This window comes from Chlorobiota bacterium (genome assembly GCA_016710285.1).
Lineage (GTDB): Bacteria > Bacteroidota > Ignavibacteria > OLB7 > OLB7 > OLB7.
Genome location: JADJXR010000001.1, coordinates 3,215,516 through 3,239,405, shown reverse-complemented (window position 1 = coordinate 3,239,405; position 23,890 = coordinate 3,215,516). Strand labels below are relative to the sequence as shown.

General features: G+C 59.3%; 17 protein-coding genes. 11 read left to right on the top strand and 6 right to left on the bottom strand.

What is annotated here, in order from left to right:
* Positions 1–5: 5 nt before the first annotated feature.
* From IPM61_11830 to IPM61_11815, 4 genes are all read right to left on the bottom strand, one after another.
* Complete coding sequence (locus tag IPM61_11830; GenBank protein MBK8912003.1) at positions 6–1,394, bottom strand: DUF1446 domain-containing protein; 1,389 nt, start codon at positions 1,392–1,394, stop codon at positions 6–8.
* Between the two features lie 389 nt (positions 1,395–1,783).
* Positions 1,784–3,637 carry an exo-alpha-sialidase gene (locus IPM61_11825; protein ID MBK8912002.1) on the bottom strand — a complete coding sequence of 618 codons (1,854 nt, stop codon included), beginning with the start codon at positions 3,635–3,637 and terminating at the stop codon, positions 1,784–1,786.
* Positions 3,638–3,789: 152 nt separating this feature from the next.
* Positions 3,790–5,418 carry an L-glutamate gamma-semialdehyde dehydrogenase gene (gene pruA, locus IPM61_11820; protein MBK8912001.1) on the bottom strand — a complete coding sequence of 543 codons (1,629 nt, stop codon included), beginning with the start codon at positions 5,416–5,418 and terminating at the stop codon, positions 3,790–3,792.
* 242 nt (positions 5,419–5,660) lie between these two features.
* Entirely contained in the window at positions 5,661–7,169 is a 1,509-nt protein-coding gene (locus IPM61_11815) for a hypothetical protein (GenBank protein ID MBK8912000.1), read from the bottom strand.
* Positions 7,170–7,392: 223 nt separating this feature from the next.
* Here IPM61_11815 and glgA point away from each other — a divergent pair, with 223 nt between their 5' ends.
* The 8 genes from glgA (at position 7,393) to IPM61_11775 (ending at position 19,605) form a co-directional block, all read left to right on the top strand.
* Positions 7,393–8,862, top strand: coding sequence for a glycogen synthase GlgA (gene glgA / locus IPM61_11810; protein MBK8911999.1), 1,470 nt, complete (start codon positions 7,393–7,395; stop codon positions 8,860–8,862).
* A 112-nt stretch (positions 8,863–8,974) separates the two neighbouring features.
* A complete protein-coding gene (locus tag IPM61_11805; protein MBK8911998.1) occupies positions 8,975–10,273 on the top strand; it encodes a hypothetical protein in 1,299 nt (432 codons plus the stop codon).
* Complete coding sequence (locus IPM61_11800) at positions 10,270–11,529, top strand: hypothetical protein (protein MBK8911997.1); 1,260 nt, start codon at positions 10,270–10,272, stop codon at positions 11,527–11,529. The genes IPM61_11805 and IPM61_11800 overlap by 4 nt, the downstream gene beginning before the upstream one ends.
* Before the next feature lie 33 nt (positions 11,530–11,562).
* A complete protein-coding gene (locus tag IPM61_11795) occupies positions 11,563–12,066 on the top strand; it encodes a 2-C-methyl-D-erythritol 2,4-cyclodiphosphate synthase (protein ID MBK8911996.1) in 504 nt (167 codons plus the stop codon).
* Between the two features lie 93 nt (positions 12,067–12,159).
* On the top strand, positions 12,160–14,427 hold the full coding sequence (locus tag IPM61_11790) for a PAS domain-containing protein (GenBank protein MBK8911995.1): 2,268 nt from the start codon (positions 12,160–12,162) through the stop codon (positions 14,425–14,427).
* Positions 14,424–15,740, top strand: coding sequence for an AAA family ATPase (locus IPM61_11785; GenBank protein ID MBK8911994.1), 1,317 nt, complete (start codon positions 14,424–14,426; stop codon positions 15,738–15,740). Before IPM61_11790 ends, IPM61_11785 begins: the two co-directional genes overlap by 4 nt.
* Before the next feature lie 181 nt (positions 15,741–15,921).
* Positions 15,922–17,028 (top strand): tetratricopeptide repeat protein, encoded by a 1,107-nt coding sequence (locus tag IPM61_11780; protein MBK8911993.1) that lies wholly within the window; start codon positions 15,922–15,924, stop codon positions 17,026–17,028.
* Between the two features lie 165 nt (positions 17,029–17,193).
* Positions 17,194–19,605, top strand: a complete 2,412-nt coding sequence (locus tag IPM61_11775; GenBank protein ID MBK8911992.1) for a hypothetical protein — start codon at positions 17,194–17,196, stop codon at positions 19,603–19,605.
* Between the two features lie 33 nt (positions 19,606–19,638).
* On the opposite strand, the gene IPM61_11770 is transcribed toward IPM61_11775, so the two are convergent.
* Together IPM61_11770 and recJ are read right to left on the bottom strand one after the other, a co-directional pair.
* A complete protein-coding gene (locus tag IPM61_11770) occupies positions 19,639–20,388 on the bottom strand; it encodes a YebC/PmpR family DNA-binding transcriptional regulator (GenBank protein ID MBK8911991.1) in 750 nt (249 codons plus the stop codon).
* Positions 20,389–20,510: 122 nt separating this feature from the next.
* Positions 20,511–22,277, bottom strand: a complete 1,767-nt coding sequence (gene recJ, locus IPM61_11765; GenBank protein ID MBK8911990.1) for a single-stranded-DNA-specific exonuclease RecJ — start codon at positions 22,275–22,277, stop codon at positions 20,511–20,513.
* 153 nt (positions 22,278–22,430) lie between these two features.
* Between recJ and IPM61_11760 the strand changes: the two genes are divergently transcribed.
* The 3 genes from IPM61_11760 (at position 22,431) to IPM61_11750 (ending at position 23,881) form a co-directional block, all read left to right on the top strand.
* The gene (locus tag IPM61_11760; GenBank protein MBK8911989.1) at positions 22,431–22,688 is read left to right on the top strand and encodes a DUF1232 domain-containing protein; all 258 of its coding nucleotides are present in this window, start codon (positions 22,431–22,433) and stop codon (positions 22,686–22,688) included.
* Between the two features lie 70 nt (positions 22,689–22,758).
* Complete coding sequence (locus IPM61_11755; GenBank protein MBK8911988.1) at positions 22,759–23,049, top strand: hypothetical protein; 291 nt, start codon at positions 22,759–22,761, stop codon at positions 23,047–23,049.
* A complete protein-coding gene (locus IPM61_11750; protein MBK8911987.1) occupies positions 23,018–23,881 on the top strand; it encodes an MBL fold metallo-hydrolase in 864 nt (287 codons plus the stop codon). The genes IPM61_11755 and IPM61_11750 overlap by 32 nt, the downstream gene beginning before the upstream one ends.
* Positions 23,882–23,890 lie beyond the last annotated feature (9 nt).

Genomic DNA, 23,890 nt, shown 5'->3' with positions numbered 1-23,890 from the left:
GATTTCTATTGGGCTGGCGTGGCAGCGTGCGACTCCACCACTTCCACTTTCACGCGGGGATTTATCAGGGTTTTATCAATCAGTGCGGGCCAGTAGGCCACAACTTCGCTTGGGCGCGGGCGTCCGCCGGCAAACCCGGTGACGTTTGGCGGGCCGGTTAAAATCAGCGGCGCAATCTCCTTCCCGAACCGTTCCACCGCTTTGAAGTCTGGGCCGCGCACGCCAATCCGCATCATCACTTCCTCGGGGTCGGGGTTGGCGGCTTCCGACAGGGGTCCGTGGCAGGCGTTGTAGCCCACGAACTCCGTCAGGACTTCATCGAACTCCAGCCCAAGTTTCTGCAACCGTGCCCGCAGGATTGCATCGCCAGCTTTGGCTTTGCGGATGGCATCGGGCCAAGCGTACGTCAGCGTTGCGAAGGCGGAATATCCGTCGGAGTAGCTCATGGAGACTTTGAAGAATGGAGTATTTGGCCGCCCCTTGATCCCGTGGACCCGAACGCGGTCGTTCCCCAAATCTTCAAGGTTGATGGTGGTGAAATCGGCCACAACGTCGGGGGTGATATACTCCGTTGGGTTGCCAATTTCGTACAGGCATTGCTCGGCCACGGTCCCGCGCGAAACGCGCCCGCCGGTGCCCGGGTGCTTCGTCACCACGAACTCACCGCTGGGATACGCCTCGATGATCGGGAACCCGATGTTCGCCATGTCGGGGACGTTTTCCCAATCCTCCATGTAGTTTCCGCCGCTGGACTGCGCGCCGCACTCGATGATATGCCCGGCGATTGTCCCCGCAGCAATCCGGTCCCAGTCGTCCATGCTCCAGCCGAATTCATGGATCATTGGGGCAAGGCATAAGCCGGTGTCGGTGGTGCGCCCGGTGATAACAATCTGCGCGCCGCCACGCAAGGCCTCCACAATCGGCGCGGCCCCCAAATAGACGTTCGCGGAAAGCAGCCGGTGGCGCACTTCTTCGGCGGATTCACCACTCTCCATGTTTTTAAGCTGGGCCCCTTGCTCCATCAATTCATCAATGCTCTCCAGGATGTCATCCCCGGTCACCACGCCAACGTTGACGCTTAGGCCATGCTTGCGTGCAACCTCCAGAATGGCATCGCGGCAGGCCTGAAGGTTTACGCCGCCGCCGTTGGTAATCAGCTTGATATTCTTCTGAACAAGCTGCGGAAGGATTGCGTCAATCGTGGAAATCAGGTCCTTGGCGTAGCCCAGCTTCGGGTCCTTCAGCTTTTGTTTTTGGACGATGGACATGGTCACTTCGGCCAAGTAATCCATCATCAGGTAATCAATCGGGCCGTTGTTGACTTGGTCAATCGGCGCGGTAAGCAGGTCGCCCCAGAACCCCTGGCCGGAAGCGATGCGGATCATATCCTTCATGTGTGTGCCCTTGGATTGCTATCGTGGAAGAACCGGTGGCAAAGCTACTATTTCTGCGGCGGGATCAGGCGTGTTGAAATGCAAAATCAGGGCAAAAAAAATGCCCCGGCTGGGGGTTGCCAGCCGGGGCAGATGGGAAGATCGTGACGCGGTTGTGTGGGAAAACCGCTTGCTCATCGGAACGGTACTGGTGAAGAAGTACCGGTTGTTCGCTATCGGAAGCCCATCCGTTGGATTCGTTCGCAGTACCCTCCAAAACCGGATTCGCCAATCTCAGCCGAGATAGTTTTCTTACGGACCCCCTCAAGTAGCGACGCAGTGTCACTGATAAAGACAACGAAAGGGGCGAAAGTTCTCACCCCCCTCCAAAAAAAATTTCGCCAGCGGGTTTACCGCACCAGCACGAACGCGGCGGAAACCGCGCCATGCTCCGACTCCAATTGGATGAAATACCTCCCCGAAGGCAACCCTGCCATGCTGGCGCGAAGCCAATGTTCTCCCGATTCCACAACGCCAGCATCCACCGATGCGGCCTCCTGGCCAAGCATGGTGACGATGCGGAGGCGCAGATGCCGGGGGTGGTCCACCAAGCAGCGAACCATCAGCTGGTCGGTTTGAAGTTCGATGCTGGCAATCTGCATCCCTGCGGTGACGGCGGCGGCGCGTTCCACCCCGGTGATCCCCCCTTCTGGCGAAAGGGGAACCAGTGCCGCAAGGATATTCAAGTCCCCATTTCCGGTGCGTCCATCGGCCCAGACGGGGATTGCGAAGCCGCTGGTGGTTAGCACCTGGGTGTATTCACCAATCCCGAACCCTCCATTGCGACGGCCAACCGTTGTGAAGTCCGACGGAGCTTCCGACACTGGAAAATCGTTGATGAAGGTCTTCCCTCCGTCAAAGGAGTAGGTCATGTAATACTCCGTGTTCCGTTCGCGGGTATCGCTGCGGCGGTCGTACCACGTGACGGCCACAAACCCTTGCGGGCTGACGCTGATGCTGGGGTAGAACTGGCTTGTGGGGGTTTCGTCGCTGTTGTTGTTCAGGACCACCGCTGGGGTCCAGGTTGCGCCGTTATCGGTTGAGCGGGAGTAGTAGATATCTAAGCCGCGAACCAGCTTGCTGGTGATGCCGTTGGCGGTCCACACGGCGTAGAGATTCCCGGCGTTGGGGCCGGTTCCGTTATCAATGGCGATGTGGGGGCAAGGGTACATCCGCTGGGCCAAGATTCCGGTGATGGAGTCCATCTGCCTGCCGGGGTTGTCATCAAGTTCAGGGTCGAACTGCCCGGGGAAGACAACATCGCTGATCTTGTTGGGGACCGCGAAACTCCCCCCGCCGTTGGTGGAAACCGCGTGCCACATCGCCCAGTTCCTGTTATCCTTTGTCCCAAAGAAGGAGACGTGCACCCCGCCGCTGCGGTCCACCTGAATGCTGCTGAACTGCACTTGCGTAAAATCTGTGCCGGAGACGGGAACTGAGGTTGTGGAAAAAGGGGCATCCCCCGGGGGCTTTACCCGCAAGCTGATTTTCGTCTCTGTTCCCACTGCTTCAAGGAATGCGGCGTACAGGGTGTTGCGGCCGGGGCCGTTGGTCATGTCGCAGGTCATCCACTGCTTGTCGTAAATGGCCGCGTTGCTGCCACCTAATGTTATCCCTGAACTGAAGGCAATCTGCATCCCCTGGTCGTGGACCCAGGTTTCGCCACCATCGTTGGAGTATGCCCAGGAGAGTGCCCACCGGAGATTGCTGAAATCAAAACCGACAACGTAGAGGTTAATCCATGAGTAGTACAGCTTCCCATCGGCATCGAAGGCGAAGATGGGGTCGCCGCCGCCAATCACTGTTGTTCCGGTTTCGGCTGGGGCGGGGTTGTAGCTGCTTTTCTTCCACGTCTTGCCGAAGTCCTTGGTGTAGTAGATCGGCGTGGTAAAACTCTGGGCCGCGTACCGAATGGGTGAGACCACAATGTTGTTGCTGTCGGTTGGGTTAATCGCCGCGTGAACCTCCGACTCCGGCGCGCTATCCTTGCTGACCGTTAGCTCGGCCTCTGATGATAGAAACTTCCGAAGAATCTCCTCCAGGCCATTTGGCTGTTCCGCCTGGGGCGACTCTTTCACCTGTTCCGGCAGCACTTTCAGCTTTTCGCGGATGATGCCGCGGGTGGTAATGGCCTGCGACATCACCACCGCCGGAGCAACCAGCATGGCAACAGCAACGGGGACCCAGTGGCAAATTCGTTTCATGGAAAAAACTCCGTTTGAATGATTGAGGACCGAAGGAAGAACAATATGCAGCCGTGGGAGGTTACAAGCCGCCGCAAGCCATAAAAAAAGGCTCCGCACAGAATGTGCAGGGCCTTTCTGAATGCTTGATTGCTCCGGCAATCGTGGCTCGGTTATTTCTTGGCAGCGGCGGGCTTCTTCGCTGCGGATTTTTTTGCAGCTGCCTTCTTTGCCTGCCCCGTGGCTTTCACCTTTGTGGCGATTGACTTGGCTTGCAGGAACAGCAGCAAGTAATCGCGCCCGCCGGCCTTGCTGTCGGTTCCGCTAAGGTTGAAGCCGCCAAACGGATGCACACCCACCAACGCCCCGGTGCATTTGCGGTTCAGATAGAGGTTGCCCACAAAGAACTCATCGGCGGCACGCGCCAGCTTCTCCTTGTTTTCGGTATAGACCGCACCGGTCAGGCCGTACTTGGTCCCGTTGGCAATCTTCAATGCGTCGTTGAAGTCGCGGGATTTGATGATGGCCAGCACCGGGCCAAAAATTTCTTCTTGCTCAATCGTTGCGCCGGCCTTCACCCCCGCAATCACCGTTGGTTGGATATACCACCCCGCCGCACCTTCCACAATGCCCCCTCCGGTCACCAGTTTCCCTTCTCCCTTCCCAATCTCGATATACTTCTGGATGGTGTTGAATGCGCGCTGGCTTACCACCGGTCCCATCGCTTTGTTCTCCTTCGGGTCGCCAACCTCAATCTTCTCCACCCGTTCTTTCACCATCTGGACAAATTGGTCGTACACCTTCCGGTCCACAATGGCACGCGAGCAGGCGGAGCATTTCTGCCCCTGGAACCCGAACGCGGCGGCAACAACGCCGTTGGCGGCATCTTCAAGGTCCGCTTCGCTATCCACGATAATCGCATCCTTCCCCCCCATCTCGGCCACCACACGTTTCAGCCACAGTTGGTTGTCGGGGGTGCGGCTTGCACGTTCGTAGATTCGTTTGCCAACGCCAGCCGATCCGGTAAAGCTGATGAAACGGATCTGTGAGTGGTCCACGATGTAATCGCCAATCTCACCACCATCGCCAGGGATAAAGTTTACGACCCCTTTCGGCAAGCCCAGCGAGTTCAAGATTTCCACGAACAGCCAACCCATCATCGGGGAGTCGCTGCTGGGTTTCAGCACCACGGTGTTGCCGGTGACGATCGCTGCCGAGGTCATCCCCACAAGAATGGCGAAGGGGAAATTCCACGGGGGAATAACCGCGCCCACGCCCAGCGGAAGATAGACCAAGTGGTTCTGCTCCCCAGGGTTTGGCGTAACCGGTTGCGGTCCGCCGTAGCGAAGCATCTCGCGCCCGTAGAACTCCAAGAAATCAATGGCTTCGGCGGTGTCGGCATCGGCTTCAAGGTAGTTTTTCCCCACCTCGCTAATCATCCACGCGTTGATTTCGTTGCGGCGCTGGCGGATCACTTCGGCGGCCTTGAACAGGTAGGCGGCGCGTTCCTCGGCGGGCACGTTCTTCCATTTCTCGAACGCTTTTGCTGCGGCTTGGATTGCGGCTTCGGCGTGGTCCTTGGTGGCCATCGAGAAGTTGCCCAAAACCTCGGTGATTGCTGCCGGATTGACCGAAGGATGCGTGTTCGCGGTCATCACTTTTTTGCCGTCAATAATCAGCGGGTATTGCTTGCCGAACTTCTTCCGAACATCGGCGATTGCCTGCTGCTGCTTTTTTGCGACGGCGGGTTTGCTGAAATCTTGATAGGTGGTTGGGGCGTACTCTTTGAGCTTCTTTGCCATGCGATTGATGATGCTTGTGGTTGTTGGTTAGGAAGTTGATAACTGCCACAAAAGTAGCTCACAACCAACCAACGACCTGTTATCTGATGTTACCGCCATTCCCTGCCAGCTAAAGACCTGAGTCACGGTAGGCGCAGGTCTTTAGCCTGCGCAGACCTGAATCGGGGTAGGCGCAGGTCTTTAGCCTGCGCAGTCGCCACAGGCTGAAGACCTGTTATCAATCCCGACGAAGGTCGGGGTGGCTACCGGTGCGGGCGAAGGTCGCTGTAGGCGCGGGAGAGGTATTCGATGGAAGCAGCAAGGCTGGGGGAGGATGCCGAAAAAGCATCCATCCGAAGCGTGGTGTCTAGATCGGTCAGCAGGTAGGGATTGCCAAAGTTGATTAACGCCGTGGGCCGCAGCGGAAGGTCCCGAAGCAACTCCATCTGGTCATCGCTTAACCCAACGGTTCCGGCGTAGCCGCGTGGCTTCACGAACAACGCCAGCAGCAGCCCGCCGGAAACCTCCATCTTCTTCCTGATCTCTGCCCGGTCCGCCGCGCTAACCTCCCGCGTCACCACTGCAACGTCGGCATCCTCGGGATACCAGCTTGAGAAATAGAGGAACCATTCTTCCGGCTTCGGATTCTCCAGCGCGTCGGTGAACCCAAGCACGAACAGCGGCGCGCCCGGGTGGGAAAACTCACCCCGAACCCGAAGCGAACGCCGCGCAGCCTCCAACGCAAACAGCCCCCGCGACTGCGGCGTTGAGCGGGGCGCGCTGGCTTTGCTTTGGATCCATTCCCGCAAGCTGGCAAGGCGTTCGGTGGTTTGCGCAATCCGTTTTGGGGTGATGCGGCCCGATTCGGCGGCGCGGCACAAGGCTTCAAGGGTTGCGCGGGGGTTCGGCATTGTCTCCAGCACATCGTTCCCAGCAAGGTACGCCAGCACCGAGGCCTCGCCGTCGCCCCACCCTTTCGTGACCGCGTGCATATCCAGCGCGTCGGTGACGATGATGCCGTCGTAACCAAGCTCGCCCCGCAGCAATCGCTCCGTCAGGATTGGCGAAAGCGATGCCGGCACGCCCGATGGATCCAGTGCCGGAACCGCCACGTGCGACGACATGACCGAGCGCACCCCGCAGCGGACCGCCTCGGCAAAGGGCCGAAGCTCCACTTCCCACAATCGTTTTGCATCGAACGGGAGCGAGGGGAGTTCGCGGTGGGAGTCCAGCGAGGTGTCGCCGTGGCCCGGGAAGTGCTTCACGCAGGCGGCAACCCCGCGGTCCTGGGTCCCGCGCAGATAGGCCACCACGTGTTCCTCCACCAGTTTCGGCGTTCCGCCAAAAGCGCGGATGTTGATGATCGGGTTGTCGGGATTGGTGTTGATGTCGGCCACGGGGGCAAAATTCCAGAAGACCCCTAACTCCCGCATCTCGTCGGCGATGCTTTGGGCAACGGTGTAGGTTACCGAAACATCGTTGGCCGCGCCCAGGGCCATCATGCTGGGGAACTCCGTTCCGCCCGGGAACCGCATGGTGATGCCGTCCTCGCAATCGGCGGCAAGCAGCAGTGTCCCGCCGGCAAGCTCTTGGACCTGCTGTGCGGTTTCGCGGGCATCGCTTGCGCTGCCGTCGAACAGCACAAATCCCCCCACCACTCCATCGCGAACCAGCCCCCGAATCGTGGCGGAATACTCAGCATCCTGCAGAAAAGGGCGGCAATTCAGCCGGGGAAAAATGGAGCTGGCAAGGTGTTCGCGAACGTTGCTCATGGTACGTCAGATTGGAAAAAATTATGGGTATTCGATCAAGGAAGGAACCGCTCCCGGGGAATTTCCCTGCGGCTGTGATCCGCGCCGCACGCACCACGCCGCCACCGATTGGATAGCAAAAACTAACGTTTCCGCGCCACCAAACCGCCATGCCCACCCACGGGCATTCCGTATATTTGCCCGTTTCGCAAAAGAACTTCCCTTTTCCTTCCCGCATTCACACATGGCAAAAAGCCTTAGTATCCTATTTATTACCAGCGAGGTTCTGCCGTTCGCAAAGACCGGCGGGCTGGCCGATGTCAGCGCGGCACTTCCGTTGGCATTGACCGAGCTTGGCCACGACGTCCGGCTGATTATCCCCAAATATGGCTCCGTTTCCGAACGTAGGAACCGAATCCATGAGATTAAGCGGCTGAAAGAGATTCCGATGGAGGTTGCCGGGGAGGAGACCATCGCGGTTGTAAAAAGCTCGCAGGTTGTTAATGCCCGTGCAAAAGTACAGGTCTATCTTGTCACCAACGACAAGTATTTGGAGCCGCTGAAAGGAATCTACACCGACCCGAAGACCGGGAAGGATTTTGCCAACAACGACGAACGCTTCATCTTCTTTGCAAAAGCTGCGTTGGAAACCTGCTTGCGGCTGGGCTGGCGACCCGATGTCATCCACTGCAACGACTGGCAAACGGCGCTGATCCCAATGTTCTTGAAGGAGATGTACGGCAAGGACCCGATGTTCGCCCACACCCGCACCTTGCTGACCATCCACAACATGGCATATCAGGGGGTGTTCCCCGCCGGCGTGTTCGCCAAAACCGGATTGCCGGCGCACCTTGCCCCAGCAATGGAGCACGCCGGAAAAACCAACTTCCTGAAAGCCGGAATTACGTACGCCGATGCCGTCAACACCGTTTCGCCACGGTATGCAAAGGAAATTATGACTTCGGAGTATGGTTGCGGGCTGGAAAGCGTGGTGAAGAAGCATCGGGAGAAACTGTGGGGGATCGTCAACGGCGTTGACACCGAGGTCTGGAACCCCGCCACCGATAAACTGATCTCCGAGAAATACACCGCCGCCAACTTGGAAGCGAAGTTCGAGAATAAGACCTCGCTCGGAAACCGCTTCGCAATGGATGCCGACTTGGACACCCCAATCTTTGGGATGATCGCCCGGTTGGTTGAGCAAAAAGGCTACGACCTGATCTGCGAATCCATTGACAAATTGGCCGCGCTTCCCGCGCAATTTGTTTTTATGGGGGAAGGGGAGAAGAAGTACGAAACGGTGCTGACCCGGGCCTCCAAGAAATACAAGAACATCGGCTTTTTCCACGGGTACGACGAAGAGTTGGCCCACTTGGTCCAGGCCGGAAGCGACGGAATCTTGATGCCGTCGCGGTTCGAGCCGTGCGGGCTGAACCAGCTGTACGCCCAAGCCTACGGGGCCGTTCCCGTGGTGGCCAAAACCGGCGGATTGCTGGACACGATCGAGGAGTACAACCCAAAGAAGGAATCGGGCAACGGCTTTTTTATCGAGGACCTAACCACCGAAGGGTTGGTGGCAACCCTCCAGAAAGTGATTGAGCTGTTCCGCATGGAAGAGCAATGGGAAAACCTGGTGAAAGCGATCATGGCCATTGACAACTCCTGGAAAGCCTCGGCCGAAGAGTACGTCAACAACCTGTACCGGAAGGGATAACAGGGCCAATGGCTCCGCCGCAACGGAGCGGGAGCGTTGGGGACGATTGCTCCCCCGGGCGATTCCCGTTTTCCCCCTTGCCACAGCACGATGGCGATTTTAGATTGACCGCATGAACCTACGAACCATTCACACGATCCTTCCGCCGCTGGCGGGGATGCTGCTGGCACTGCTTGTTGGTGCCTGCAACGACAACCCCACAACCATTGGCGATGACTATATCCCGAACAACGTCCAGTTCACCACCTACACCCTGCATCCGGAGGAGATTGAGGTGACCAGCGACCTTGCTGCGGTCTCCAACAGCTCATCCAACGGAAACGCTGCGGTGCTGGTTGGCCGGGATGACGATGGGACCGTGGCTCATGGCCTTCTGTCGGTGACGGAGACCTCGCCGCTGTTCAAAGATGCTGCGCGGCAGATCACCAAAGTGGAGCTTCAGATGCGCCCGCTAAACTACCGCTCCACCCGCGACTCGGGGCGGGAGATCAGTTTTGATGTTGTGGCGTTGGACAGCACCTTCGGACCCAACGAGCAGTGGAGCGATCTGCTGGCCGCGCGCATTGCATCGGCCCCGGTTATCGGCAGCTTCAGCGGGAACTATCCAGACTCGACGGTGATCAACTTTGAGCTGAACCTTGCCGCCGCAACCGACTTTCTGCGAAGCTATTACCAGATTCGCCCGAACAGCACCACCCCCACCGATACCATCTTCATCGTGAAAACGCTGGCACTGCGGGCACGCGGCGATGGCCACCGGATCGTCTCCTTCCTGGGTGCAACCAGCACCGCATCGCTGGACACGCTCCGCCCAACGCTGAAGATCACCTTTGCCGACACCAGCCACACGGTGCGCGCAGGGGTTTCCAACTGGGTGGCAAAATATCCGGCATCGCTTCCGATTGGCGCGAGCAAAATCACCCTTGCCGGCGGCGCTCCGGTCCGCACGCTTCTGAAATTGCGGCTGGACTCCATCCCTGCCACCGCCACCATCCACCAAACCAAACTGGAATTGCGGATTGACACCGCTAACTCCCGCTACGGCAGCGTTGGCGCAACCACTCGGATGGTTGGTTACTTGGGGGATGTGGCCACGCTGAGCCAAAGCACCTACCTTGCCAACACAAAATTGCGGCTGACAGGATACCGCATCGCGCAAGATTCCGTCAACTTCACCGACCAATTCCGCTACGTTGGAATGGCCCCGTTACTCACCGAGTGGCTGCAGGCCATTCGCGGGACCGGAGGGTCGCCAAATTATGGTTTGGTTCTGGGGCTGGACCGGGGCGTGCTCTCCTCCAATACCGAGGCCAGCAGCGTGGATCGCTTGGTCTTTTTTGGGAACGATGCTGCGGACCCGTCGCTTCGCCCAACGGTCACCATCACCTACTCAACCCAGGCATCACGATGAACCTACGAATCATGCAATTGCTGGCCGTTGTGGTTGTGTTGGGCGGGGTGGGATTGGCTCCAGCACTGGCACAAACCAGCGGCGGAAGCACCTACAGCAGCCTGAACATTGGCGACCTTCAGCCCAGCACCTCCGTTGCGGGGCAAGGGCTTGCCGGCGTGGAATCGGCAATGCCAATGCCCGGGAACCTGAACTCCCTAAACCCCGCCGGCTGGGCCGATCTCCGTTCGGTGACGCTGGCAGCGGGGATGAACTTTGAGCAGTACCAGGTCTCCACCGCCACGCAATCGCTCTATCAAAACAGCACCAGGTTGCAAGGATTCTCCATTGGCTTCCCTTTTTCGGAAGCGTACGGGGTGACGGCGGCGATGCTCTTCCGGCCATACTCCACGGTGAACTATCGCTCGCAACTTACCCAACGGGTCCCGCTTGCCGGAACCGACACCGCCATTGCAACCACCACCAAACAAGGCTCGGGGGGAGTGTCGCAGGCGGTGATTGGAAGCTCCTTCAAACCGATTGAACAACTGACCATTGGAGCCGGGGTGGATTGGTACTTTGGGGCGATTGAAAGCCGCAGCAACGTGGCGTTCGACAACACCGGGCTGAACCCCGCCACCTACCTCACCAGCGACCAATATCGCGGGGTTGGCGGACGGTTTGGCGTGCAGGTTCGCCCGGCGGAAGGGTTGCAGCTTGGCGCAACCCTGCAATCTGGCGTGACGCTAAGCCGCACCCGACTTCTGATCAACAACTACCTTGATGCCGCCGGGCAAGTGATTGACACCACCGCCACCGACACCGCGGACCTTACCGTCCCGCAACGGCTAACCGTTGGCGCGTCGTACCGGATGGGCCGCAGCACCCTGGGCACCGAGGTCAGCCTGCAAGATTGGAGCAGCGCCGCGATGCCAACCGCAACATCGGCAACACGCTACGGGGTGGCCTACCAATACGCTGCCAGCGAATCCATCAACGCCGAAGGGTTGGACCGCTGGACCTTTCGGGTGGGGGCGTTGTACGAGGACACCTACTACCTGACCTCCAACGGAGCTATCACGCAGCTTGGGTTTACGCTTGGCGTTGGGTTCCCGCTTGCGGCCTACAACCGGTTGAACGCCAACCCAGCAATGGACATCGCGCTTCAGTTCGGCACACGCGGGACCACCGACAACGGCCTAACCCGCGAAGCCTTCGGGAAACTCTCGGTCGAGCTGTCGCTCAGCGAACTGTGGTTCGTGAAAGTCCGCCGGTAGCCGCGCCAACATTCCACGCGATTCTTCTTCCCCATGCTTTCTGGTTTTGGATACGACGTTCACCGGTTGGAAGCGGGCCGCCCGTTGCGGCTGGGCGGGGTGGATATCCCCGATGCCCCCGCCGGTCCAATTGCCCACTCCGACGGCGATGTGATCCTGCACGCGCTGTGCGATGCCTTGCTTGGCGCGGCAGCCCTGGGGGACATTGGCCGCCACTTCCCCGATACCGATCCACGCTGGAGCGGGGCCAACTCGGTGGAACTTCTTGCAGCCGTTGTGGCGTTGTTACGGGGGCAGCAGCTGCGCCCCAACAATGTTGATTGCATGGTGCTGCTGGAACGCCCAAAAATCGCCCCGTTCCGTGAGCAGATGCGGGAAACAATCGCGGCCACGCTTGGCATCAGCATCCAACGCGTCTCCGTGAAAGCCACTACCCACGAAGGCTTGGGGCCGATTGGAGCCGGCGAAGGGGTTGCGGCGTATGCGGTGGCAACGGTTGTTGCCGCAACGGCGGACCAGCCCAATGCCCAGCCATAAAGGTTGCTCCGTTCCCTTGCGCGGTCCATCACACACACACCCCTTTCTCTGCTCTCTCTCTCTCTCCTTCCCTCACGTTCGCGAACGCTTAGCATGAACCAACCAAACGCATGGCTTCCGTTGCTTACTCCCCGCTTGGCGATGCGGGCGTTGCGGGTGTGGTTGCTGTGGTTGGGCGTTGCGGCCGTTCTGTTTCCGTTGCCGGCAATCGGCCAGCACACCCCGGCGGCGGTGCTTTCCCCCGCCAATTCTGCCGAGCGGCTTTGGAAGATTCCAAGCGGATATTTGGGGATTGCCCAAACGTTCGGGCGCACCCAGCTTACCAGCTACAACGACTCCCTCCGCCCGCTTGAAACCACCTACTCCCTGTTGGCAATCCACGACCTGCACCTTCCCCCTTCCTCCGCTGCCGATACCGTGCTGCTGCTGGCCGAGGAGTCGGGCCGCACGATGCTTGCTTCCTTGAAGGTGAAAGGGAAGTTGGAGATACGATTGCTGCAACGGACCTCCATCCCACGCTGCACACGATTTCTACCCGGGGGAGAGTTTGCGGTTGGGGATTCCGCGTTGGTGTCGGTGGCCGGGGGGCGGGTGGAGCCGCTTCGCCACGGAGAGGTTTTGGACGCGATTGAGATTTCCCGGGCCACCGTGGGCGACACTTCGCGGCTGGTTGTGGCCCAGCGCGATGGCGATGAACTTCTCCTTTCCACCATTGTTCCCGGGGACACCGCCGCACCAATTTCCACAAGGCTTCCATTTGCTGGCGGAAGCGTCCGGCTGGTGCGGGCTGGGGCTGGGGAAGTGGTGCTGATCCAAAGCGGAACGTCAAGCCGCGCCATTCTTTTTGATGCTGAACTGCTGGTGGTAAATGGGACCATCACGCTTCCAACAATCCCGGCCGGCGTGGCCCAGATTGATGTTGGCGGGGTGGCAATTCCGGCGGCAATCATCGCGGCCTATCCGCGCCCGCTGGCCTTCCCCCTTTCCCCCGCCGCAACGCCGTCGGAAATCGAATGGCCGCTCTCCCAACCATTCCGCAGCGTTGCCCAAGCTGGGGGCATTATCGCCCTTGTTGGGACCGACAGCGCAGCCTTTTACGACAGCACCATGCGGCTTGTGGCCGTTGGACCATCGGGCGGGGCCAACGCAGCTTCGCTGGCAATCCTTCCTTCTGGCCAACTCCTTCTCTCCTCCGCCGAAGGCTCGCGTTTGCTGGCGGTGGACCTTACGCTTCCGGGTTGGTTTGCGCGGCATTGGCAATGGCTGATACCGGCAGCGATAAGCCTTGCGGTGTTGGCCGGGCTGGTGCTGGTTGTGCGGCGGTATCTGTTCGCCAGAAACCTGTACCGCAACCTTGTCAGGATTCCGAACTCTGGCGGCGTGATCGTCCTTTCCCGCTCGCAGCGGGTTAGCCACCTGAACGACTCGGCGCGGGGGATGCTGGAGGTGGACCGCTACATCCCGCTGGGCCGGCACGTCAGCGAGTACGTTCGCGGCGCGGAATGGAACGGGCTGATGCCGTTGCTGCGGCGGCTGTTCCAGGAAGGGGAATCGTTCGAGCTGAAAATGGACCTGCGGCGCGAAGGTGATATCCGCGCCGTTAGCCTGCGGGGGCGCCCGCTGTACGGGCGGTTTGGCGCGCCGGCTGGCTATCTGCTGCTGATGGAAGACGTTACCCGCACCCTTGAGCAAGAGCGGCTGGTGAACTGGGCCTCGGTGGCGCACCACATTGCCCACGAGATGAAAACCCCGCTCGGCTCGGTGACGCTGACCGCCGAATCGCTCCACCAAAAATTGGCCTCGAACGGGCATGATTATGAGATGATGAGGTCCACGCAGCGGATCGTCCGGCAATCGCGGCGGCTGCGTGAGATTGTGGACGACCTTCTGACGGTGGCCCGCACCGAATCGCTGAACCGCAACTGGGCCGACCTTGCACTGCTTATCACCTCCCTGCTGCAGGACCTTGCCGACACGGTTCCCCAAAACGTCAGGATTGAGTGCACAACCACCGGGGAAAACTTCCGGGCGATGATAGATGTTCCGCAGTTGACGGTGGCCGTGCGGAATGTGATTGACAACGCCTGGCAGGCAATCGGAAGCCGCGCCGATGGGCTGATCCAAGTGCGGGTCCGCGAAGCTGCCGACAGCCTTGCCATCGAGATCAGCGACAACGGTATCGGAATGAGTCAGGGGACAATGGAGCAGCTGTTCCAACCGTTTTATACCGAGCGCCCGGGCGGATCGGGGATTGGAACCGTGATTCTGAAGCGAGTGGTGGAAGGGCATGGCGGAAGCGTCCAGGTGGAAAGCCGCCAGGGCCACGGGTCGCGATTCATCTTGCAACTACCACGAACATGAATTTCCAGAAGCTCACACTAAAATCGCAAGAAGCGTTGCAGACAGCGCAGGAGATTGCCAGCAGCTACAGCAACCAGCAGATCGAGCCGATTCACATCCTTGCGGCGATGCTGCAAGACTCCTCCGGCATCGTCCCGCCGATGCTGATGAAGATTGGCGCAAACGTCAACTATCTAAAAATCAAAGTCAACGAATCCATCGAGGCACTGCCGAAAGTTTCCGGTGCGGGGCTGGGCAATCAATACATCAGCCAATACACCGGGCGGACCCTTGAATCGGCACTGAAAGAAGCCACCGCAATGGGGGATGAATACGTCTCCACCGAGCATCTGCTGATTGCCATCAGCGAGGACAAAACCAGCCCAGCCGGAACGCTGCTTCGGGACCAAGGGGTGACAAAAAAGGCAATCGCTGCGGCCTTGAAGGAGATTCGGGGATCGCAGAAAGTGACGGACCAAAACCCAGAAGACAAGTACCAAGCCCTAACCCGCTACGGGCGCAACCTGAACGACCTTGCGCGGAAAGGGAAAATGGACCCGGTGATTGGCCGCGAGGACGAAATCCGGCGGGTGATGCAGGTCCTGATGCGCCGCACCAAAAACAACCCCGTGCTGATTGGCGAGCCAGGCGTGGGGAAAACCGCAATCGCCGAAGGGATCGCCATCCGCATTGTTCAGGGCGACGTTCCCGAAGGGCTGAAAACCAAGCAGATTGTGGCGTTGGATATGGGCGCGCTGGTTGCCGGAACCGGATTCCGAGGGCAGTTCGAGGAACGGCTGAAGGCAATCGTCAACGAAGTTGCGGAATCGAACGGCGAGATTATCCTGTTCATTGACGAGCTGCACACGCTGGTTGGCGCGGGAGCCGCGCAAGGGTCGGTGGATGCCGCCAACATCCTGAAGCCTGCGCTGGCACGTGGCGAGCTGCGAACCGTTGGGGCAACCACCCTGGAAGAATACCGCAAGTACATCGAGAAGGACCCCGCGTTGGAACGCCGATTCCAACCGGTCCTTGTCCCCGAGCCAAGCGTGGAGGACACCATCAGCATTTTGCGGGGGCTGAAAGAACGGTACGAAGTCCACCACGGCGTTCGGATCACCGACGGCGCGATTGTTGCCGCCGCGCAACTTTCCGACCGCTACATCACCGACCGATTCCTTCCCGACAAAGCGATTGACCTGATTGATGAATCGGCCTCGCGGCTTCGGATGGAGATTGACTCCATGCCGGAAGAAGTTGATTCCATCGAACGGAAAATCCGCCAGCTAGAGATTGAGCGGGAAGCACTGCGGCGCGAACTGAACGCCGCGTAGCCCAACAGGAACCATGCGAACAATCGGCACAACGCCCCGGCACTTTCTGCCGAGGCGTTTTTTTTATTGGGCTACCGGGGTAGAGGTCCAGCTGCGAGCTGCGCTGCAATCCTTTGCTGGCTTTGCCCAACCGGTAGGCTGTTGTAGATTGCGGCAAGGTCGCGGTAACTCAATCTTGCTTATGCGAAACGCTCCGTTCTTACTCCTGCTTCTTCTTGCTGCTGGCTGCAACAACAACCGTGCGATGATCCCGCCGGAAGGGATCCCGCACGCAGCCGTTGCCGACACCACACACGCCGCAGATGAAGCCCCCGCCACCGATTCCGCACGGCTGGCCAAACGGCTGGAAGAACTTGACCGCCGCATTGCCGCCGCCCCCCCCGATAGCATCCAGGCATTGGATGCGGAATATCGCCGCGTTGTTGACTCGGCACTGGCCGCGGAAGGGAAGCAGGTGACGGTTAGCACCGGGCCAGAAACCACGCAGCCGGAACCAGCCAACCAGCCAACAGAATCCACCGTCCGCCGCCAGCCAAACGACACGGCAGCAACAGTGGCAACAGCCGTACCCGAAGCAACGCCAACCACATCCGAGGTTCGCCGCCAACCAGCTGGTAGTGGAGCCAGCACCGCAACCGAGGGATCGGCGATAGATGACCCCGGCGCAGTCTTCAAAGGCCTGCGCCCCGACGAACTACGGACCGCACCGGCCTACCAGAACCGCAGCACCAACCAGAAGCCAAACGCACCAACCAGAAGCCAAACGCGCCGCTCGAATTCAAGAAAGGCGCAACCGCCGGCGGCAACAGCCAAGCGGAGCAAACGGCAGCGCACCGCTCCGGTTATTCAGGAAAGGGAATCCGACGAGCAGCGGGAGGCAATCACTTCCCCCTCCCCCGCCGTCACCCGCGACGAATCGGAACGCCAGCTTCAACGGAAATACATTGACGGAGTGGCCTCGGCACGTGCCGGAAACTACGCCGATGCCGCCGCCAAGCTGGAGCCGGTGGTGAACTCCGCAACCTTGAAGGCGCACCGCGAGGAAGCCCGCTACTACTACGCCCGCTCGCTGGAGGGGCTGGGCCGGACCAGCGAAGCGTTGCGCAACTACAACACCATCAGCAACGGAAGCGGAGGGTTGAAACATCGGGCATATCTGGATTACTGCCGGCTGCTTGCGGCCAATGGCCAGAAGGAGCGCGCCCGCACCATGCTGCGCCAGTTTATTCGCCGCAACCCGAACAGCCGCCAAACGCCCGACGCGCAAGCATTGCTGCAAACGCTCTAATTGGGTGTTGCATTGGCCGCCGCTTGTTCCCCCCATGCGACCATTGGACGGCTTGCGGGGTCTTCAAACTCACCAAAAGTCTGAAGGCTTAAGCAAGCCGCACGCTCCTTCGCGGGCGATTCCTGTTCCGTTCCTGTTCCTTTCAAACTGCTTCCCTTCCCTACCATGCAACTTCGTTCCGTACCGTTTCTACTTTTTCTGGCCGGTATCCTTGCCGGCATTCTTGCGCCACAGCTATCGGCCCAACAGGGGAACAACCGGTGGGATCCGCGGTTCACTTCGCTGAGTGTGGAGGGGAGCGTTCGGGCGGTGTTAATCACCGAGCATGAGATCATTGTTGGGGGCGATTTCGCGCAGGTTGCTGGCATCCCCATGCGGAACATTGCACGCTGGAGCCGGGCCGACGAACGCTGGTATCCAATGGGGGAAGGCGTTGACGGGTCGGTTCGGGCACTGGCGCAAACCGAGTCCGGAACCGTGATTGCCGCAGGATTGTTTGGCGCGGCGGGAACCATTAGCTCGAACGGGATTGCTGCGTGGGACGGCACGGCATGGCGCAGCATCGGCGGCGGGGTTGGCGGCGGGAACGCAGCGGTGTACGCGCTGGCAGTGGAGGGAAACACGATTTATGCCGGCGGCAACTTTGCAAACGCGGGACCAACCCAAGCCAGCAACATTGCCCGCTGGGACGGGTCGGCTTGGCACCCGTTGGGGGAAGGGATTGCGGGGAATGGCGCGATTGTTCTATCGCTGGCAATCCACAACAACCGGCTGTTTGCTGGGGGCAGATTCACCCAAGCCGGAACCGCCACCGCAACCGGGTTGGCGGTTTGGGAAAATGGTGGTTGGCAGGCGGCGGGGACGCTTGCGGGGGTTGGCGGCCAACCGTTCGTTTCGGCACTGGCCATTGCGGGGGGGCGGCTGTATGTTGGCGGATTGTTCAACAACGTTGGCGTAACGGCGAACTCCATCGCCCAGCTGGACCTTTCCACCGGCGTTTGGGAGGGCGTGGGCGCGGGGCTGGATGGGACCGTCAACACCCTTCTGCCGTTGGGGGATTCGTTGATTATCGGCGGTGAGTTCAGCCACCGGGGGAAGCGTGACTCCATCAACCTTGCGTTTTTTTCCGCCGGGACGCTGGCCACGTTTGGCGGCGGCACACGGGGAATCACCTACTCCCTTGCTGCCGATTCCACCACGTTGTGCGTTGGCGGCTTGCTTACCCGCGTTGGCGGCATCAGCGTTGCGAACGTTGGGGAGTGGTCGCGGCAAACAAAGCAGTGGTTTGTCCCAGGACGCGGGGTTGCTGGGGGGATCAATTTTGTTGCGGTCCGCCCCCCAAACCAGGTGTTCGTTACCGGCGAACTCCAGATGTCGAAAGGGCTAAGCCTCCCCTATTTGGGAATGTGGGATGGGGAGGAATGGCAGGATATCGGCGGGCTTTCCGGAACCGGCGATGCAATCTTGATTGAAGGGGATGATGTGATTGTTGGGGGGGCCTTCAACATTGCCGGCGGCAACGGGAATTGCACGGGGATTGGCCGCTACAATCTTACCACCAAACAGTGGACCCCCTACGCCACCGGAACGCCGGGGCGCGGGCGGGTCTCGGCAATCATTCGATTCCATGACACGCTGATTATGGCCGGGCGGTTCGCCTTCGGGGACTCCATCCTCAACATTGCCAAATGGGACGGGATCCGCTGGCGTCCGGTGGGGTCCGGCGTAACCGGGACGGTGTCCACAATGGCAGTTTTGGGGGACCGGTTGTATGTGGCCGGAAGCCTGACAGCCGCCGGCGGCGCACCAGCCAGCAACATTGCGTGGTGGGATGGCAACAGCTGGAACCGCTTAGGAACCGAGCAAGCCAACGGCACAAGCGGCCCGATTTACTCCATGGTGGCAATGCCGGATGGAAGCCTTGTTGTGGCGGGTGAGTTCACTTCTGCTGGCCAGATTTTTTCCGACAACATCGCCCGCTGGAGCAATGGCGACTGGACCAGCATCGCCGGAACCAACGGGCCGATTTATCGGCTTCATCTCAATAATGGGAAACTCTATGTTGGCGGCGCGTTCACCCGTGCCGATGCCGCCAGCGTGAACAATTTGGCAACGTACGAGGTGGCTTCTGGAGCATGGAGCAGCTTCAACGATGGAGTGACGGGAAGCCCAGGCGCGACCGTGCGCGGCATTGCAACGTTGGGGAACGACCTGTTCGTTGGTGGAAATTTCCCCTACGCGGGGAATGTGCAGTCGTGGAATTTTGCGCGGTTCGGGTTTGTGGTGACCGATGCCGATGCCCCAACAACGGGGCAGATGCTGAACGCCCAGATAGCCCCCAATCCATCCACCGGCAACGTGACGCTCCGGTTCACGTTGCCAGCGGCATCGGAAGTGACGGTGCGCCTGTTCACCGCCGATGGGAAGGAACTCCCCGACCGCATCCGCCGCCATTGCGAAGCTGGCGAACAGGCACTCAGTTTCCGGCCCTCCGCCGCAACCTCGCAGCTACTGTTCTACCGAATCGAGGCCGGCAGCCTCCGCAGCGAAGGGGCGATGATGGTTGTTCGGGAGTAGCCATTTCGGCTGAGCCCATCATTGTTTTTTCTGCTATCCCTCAATCTTCGCCATTTCTTCTTCGGAGACCTCAAGGTTGGAATAGAGGTCCTGAACGTCGTCGTAATCGTCAAGAAGATCAAGGAGTTTTAGCGCAGCAGCGGCTTGCTCACCGGTTAGCTCAAGGGTTTGATTGGGAACGTACTGAAGATTGGCTTCGGCGATGGTGCATCCGGCAGCATCCAACGCGGCGCGGATGGTTTCAAAATTCTCCACAGGTGCCTGGACGTCGAACGTCTCCTCCCCCGTTCGCACATCTTCGGCTCCGGCATCCAACACCGCCAGCAGCACTTCCTCCTCGGTGGTTCCTTCCTGGCGGACGGAGATAAGGGTGCGGCGGGAGAAGTTCCAGGCCACCGCGCCGGCATCGGCCATGGAGCCACCGTTGCGGCTAAGGATTTTGCGAACGTCGGCAACGGTGCGGTTGCGGTTGTCGGTGACGCACTCCATCAAGATTCCGATTCCGCCGGGTCCATATCCTTCCAGTATCAGCTCCTCCATCTGCTGCCCTTCCAGCTCGCCGGTTCCTTTCTGGATTGCCCTGTTGATGTTATCGTTCGGCATATTCACGGCACGCGCTTTCTGCACGGCAAGGCGCAGCCGTGGGTTTGCATTTTGATCCCCCCCGCCCAACCGTGCGGCAATGATGATTTCGCGTGCGATGCGGGTGAACACTTTTCCCCGCTTGGCATCAATCGCCCCTTTGCGGTGCTTGATGTTTGCCCATTTACTATGACCAGCCATAGGATATGATAAATCGGAAATGTTGTGTTGTTGCTGTGCCTGCATTCGCAGCAATGCCGCAGACCGAACGATACGGGCTGCGGCATTGTTAAAAAGAAGCCCGATGAAGGGGACCGCGGAGCTTACCCCTCCCCTTCCAGAACGACCGCAGCAGGCTTTCCTTGGCTATTGGTCGCCGGGTAGATGTCGGGATTGTGAACCCGGAAATCGTGGATGCGGAACTGTTGTTTCACCTCGCCGCGGTACTCGTTCTCCTCGATATTAAACACCAGGTCGTATTGGGTTCGCCCGTTCAGTTCTGGCAAGCGGTTCCCCATTCCAAAGCCGATAGCTTCGATAAAATCGTTGCCGCTGCGGATGCGGAATTTCAGGTGATCCTTCCCCACCACGCGAGGGTATCCAACAACATCCACCCCACGGATCAGGAATTGCGGGCGCGAGTTTCCGGGGCCAAACGGCGCGAACTGTTTAATCACCGAAAAGAATCGGGGGGTGACTTCGGCCAAGGAGACCTCGGTATCAATCCGCAGTTCGGGGGTCAGCATTTCGTCGCTGATGGTGCTGAGCGCGAACTGGTTCAGCTGCTCACGAAGCGCGGTGATATTCTCCTCGCGAATGGAAAGCCCTGCAGCATATTTATGGCCGCCGAACTGTTCGATATGCCCTTCGCATTGCTTCAGCGCGTTGTGGATATCGAAGCCGGCGATGGAGCGTGCGGAGCCTTTGGCCACGCCATCCATGGTGGTAAGCAGCACCGTTGGCAGGTAGTATTTCTCCACCAACCGCGAGGCCACGATTCCAATCACCCCCGGATGCCACGTTGGGTTATGAATCACCAAGATGCGGTAGTTGCCGGAGTTCAGAAGCTGCTGGGCGATTGCTTGCGCCTCGGCAAAGGTTCCTTCATCAATTGTGCGGCGGCTGCGGTTGTCGTTCTCCAGCTCTTGTGCTTTCTTGAACGCGCCAACCTCGTCCTCCTCGATCAGCATCTCCACAGCGCGGCGTGCATCTTTCATGCGCCCGGCAGCATTAATGCGTGGTGCGATTCCGAAGACGATCTGGGAAGTGCCAAGATTTCCGCGTTTGATCCCCGCGCACTCCAGCAGGCCACGCAGACCCGGGCGTGGCGAGTCGTTCAAGCGGCGCAGCCCGTGGGCAACCAGCGAGCGGTTTTCGCCAACCAGCGGGACGATGTCGGCAGCCGCAGCAATGGCCACGAAGTCGAGGTACTGATAGACCGTCTCGACCTCCCCACGGCGGATAGCGATTGCTTGGATCAGCTTAAAGCCAACACCGCAACCGGAAAGGAATTTGAACGGATAGGAGCAGCCTGGCTTGATAGGGTCCAGGAGTGCGTATGCGGGTGGCAACTCATCGCCTGGCTCATGGTGGTCGCAGACGATGACATCAATGCTGCGCGAAGCAGCATAACGAACCTGTTCAACCGCAGTGATACCGCAGTCAACAGTAATAACCAGAGTGACCCCCTGCTCGGCAAGCCGATCAATACCAAGGGTGGATACGCCATACCCCTCGCTAAAGCGGTCGGGGATGTAGAAATCAACGTCGGCACCGATGCTACGGAAGTAGAGATAAAGCATCGCCGCCGAACTTGTGCCGTCAACATCATAATCGCCGTAGATCGCCACCTTCTCGCCGTTTGCAACGGCACGCATGGCACGCTCGACAGCGCGATCCATGTGATCCATCAAGAAAGGGTCGTGCAGATCGGTCAGACTTGGACGGAAGAACTGCCGCGCCCCTTCGAAGGTAGTGATGCCACGAGCGACCAAGATTCGGGCAATGGTCGGCGTAACGTTGATTGCGCGTACTAAGTTTTGAACGGAGTTGTCATCTGGTATGGACGATAGGATCCAACGATACTTCAAGTTGTTTTACCTTGTTAACCTTGTAACTGCCCCCAAGATACAGCCTTCCCCTAAAAAAACAACCCCCCGCTCACAATTCAGCGTGCGAATGATCGTTTCCTGCGCGGATCATCACCCTTCGCAGCCACCGATAATCAACATCAACCTTCAGTTATGAACTCTCCGCAACGCGTTCATCGCTCGCTCTTCTGGCGGCTTCGCAAACTTCCGGCATACTTCGGCGACCGCTCAGTCCCCTTCTGGAAAAAGGTCGGCGTGGCGGTGGGTCTCCTCTATGTGATCTCCCCATTCGATGCCGTCAGCGACTTCCTGCCGGTCATCGGGTGGCTTGATGATCTGGGGGTGTTGGGGGTGATGTACCTTTTCTTGACGCGGGAGTTGGAAGGATATGCACGGCGTGGCAAGGACTAATCGGCCACGCTCCCCTATCCCCACAACAAGTGGGGAAACATGAAACCGGAAGCTCATTCGTTATCATGCCATGCAGAACCCGCAACCTCCACAGCAGATCAATCCAACCAACCCAGCAAACCAAGAAACTCCACCAAAACGGCGCGGCTGGACACGCCGCGCATTTCTGTGGGGAAGCGGAATCTTGGGAGCCAGCGCGATGACCGGAACAGCCTTCGGCCTTAAAATTTCCTCCCCCGGCTACGCAGGACCAATCAGCGATCATTTCGACGGAAAGCGATTCTACAACCCAAAAGAAGGGGCGCGGATTTTTCGATGTACTGAAATGGATGACCGAACGGAAGCCGGGGCCCTGGAGTGAGTTCCGCCAGATTCAGCCCGCCGCACCGCCGCCGCAGCGTGTTGGGAAAGGGGAACTGCGGCTCACCTTCGTCAACCACACCACGGTGCTGATTCAGATGGACGGCGTGAATATCCTTACCGATCCGGTCTGGAGCGAGCGCGTTAGCCCGATTACGTGGGCCGGACCAAAACGCCACGCCGGGGTTGGGCTGCGGATGCAGGACCTTCCGCCGATAGACCTTATCCTGCTTAGCCACAACCACTACGACCATTGCGACGTTGCCACCCTTTCCACACTCTGCCGCGTCCATCGCCCGCAAATCTTGACCCCGCTTGGCAACACCGCACTGCTGAACGCCTACGGGATTGCTGGAAGCCAAGATTTGGATTGGTGGGATGCCGTAACAACACGAACCGGGCTTCGGGTGACCTGCACCCCGGCTTGGCATTTCTCCAATCGCGGGCTGTTCGACCGCGACACCTCACTCTGGGGCGGCTTCATGATCGGCTCCGAAGCGGGCGACCTCTATTTTGCTGGCGACACCGGGTTTGGGGATTTCTTTGAGGAGATAGCACGCCGTTTCCCAACCATTCGGATGTCGCTGCTGCCGATTGGAGCCTATCGCCCCCGGTGGTTCATGTCCTCCGTTCACATGGGACCGGACGAAGCGGTGCTGGCTCATCGAATTCTGAAAACGGAGTGGAGCATGGGCGTTCACTTCGGAACCTTTGCCCAAGCCGACGACGGCGAGAAAGAGCCGGTGGAGTTATTGAACGCAACGCTGGATAAATTTTCCATCCCCCGCGAACGCTTCCGCGCCCTGGAAAATGGCGAGGTGTGGGTGGTGTGATGGATGGGC

Coding starts and splice junctions, on each gene's coding strand:
- IPM61_11805 (MBK8911998.1), top strand. CDS start 8,975: ATGAACCTACGAACCATTCACACGATCCTTCCGCCGCTGGCGGGGATG.
- IPM61_11800 (MBK8911997.1), top strand. CDS start 10,270: ATGAACCTACGAATCATGCAATTGCTGGCCGTTGTGGTTGTGTTGGGC.
- IPM61_11755 (MBK8911988.1), top strand. CDS start 22,759: ATGCAGAACCCGCAACCTCCACAGCAGATCAATCCAACCAACCCAGCA.
- IPM61_11770 (MBK8911991.1), bottom strand. CDS start 20,388: ATGGCTGGTCATAGTAAATGGGCAAACATCAAGCACCGCAAAGGGGCG.
- pruA (MBK8912001.1), bottom strand. CDS start 5,418: ATGGCAAAGAAGCTCAAAGAGTACGCCCCAACCACCTATCAAGATTTC.
- IPM61_11815 (MBK8912000.1), bottom strand. CDS start 7,169: ATGAGCAACGTTCGCGAACACCTTGCCAGCTCCATTTTTCCCCGGCTG.
- IPM61_11780 (MBK8911993.1), top strand. CDS start 15,922: ATGCGAAACGCTCCGTTCTTACTCCTGCTTCTTCTTGCTGCTGGCTGC.
- glgA (MBK8911999.1), top strand. CDS start 7,393: ATGGCAAAAAGCCTTAGTATCCTATTTATTACCAGCGAGGTTCTGCCG.
- IPM61_11775 (MBK8911992.1), top strand. CDS start 17,194: ATGCAACTTCGTTCCGTACCGTTTCTACTTTTTCTGGCCGGTATCCTT.
- IPM61_11790 (MBK8911995.1), top strand. CDS start 12,160: ATGAACCAACCAAACGCATGGCTTCCGTTGCTTACTCCCCGCTTGGCG.
- IPM61_11830 (MBK8912003.1), bottom strand. CDS start 1,394: ATGAAGGATATGATCCGCATCGCTTCCGGCCAGGGGTTCTGGGGCGAC.
- IPM61_11760 (MBK8911989.1), top strand. CDS start 22,431: ATGAACTCTCCGCAACGCGTTCATCGCTCGCTCTTCTGGCGGCTTCGC.
- IPM61_11795 (MBK8911996.1), top strand. CDS start 11,563: ATGCTTTCTGGTTTTGGATACGACGTTCACCGGTTGGAAGCGGGCCGC.
- IPM61_11825 (MBK8912002.1), bottom strand. CDS start 3,637: ATGAAACGAATTTGCCACTGGGTCCCCGTTGCTGTTGCCATGCTGGTT.
- IPM61_11785 (MBK8911994.1), top strand. CDS start 14,424: ATGAATTTCCAGAAGCTCACACTAAAATCGCAAGAAGCGTTGCAGACA.
- IPM61_11750 (MBK8911987.1), top strand. CDS start 23,018: ATGACCGAACGGAAGCCGGGGCCCTGGAGTGAGTTCCGCCAGATTCAG.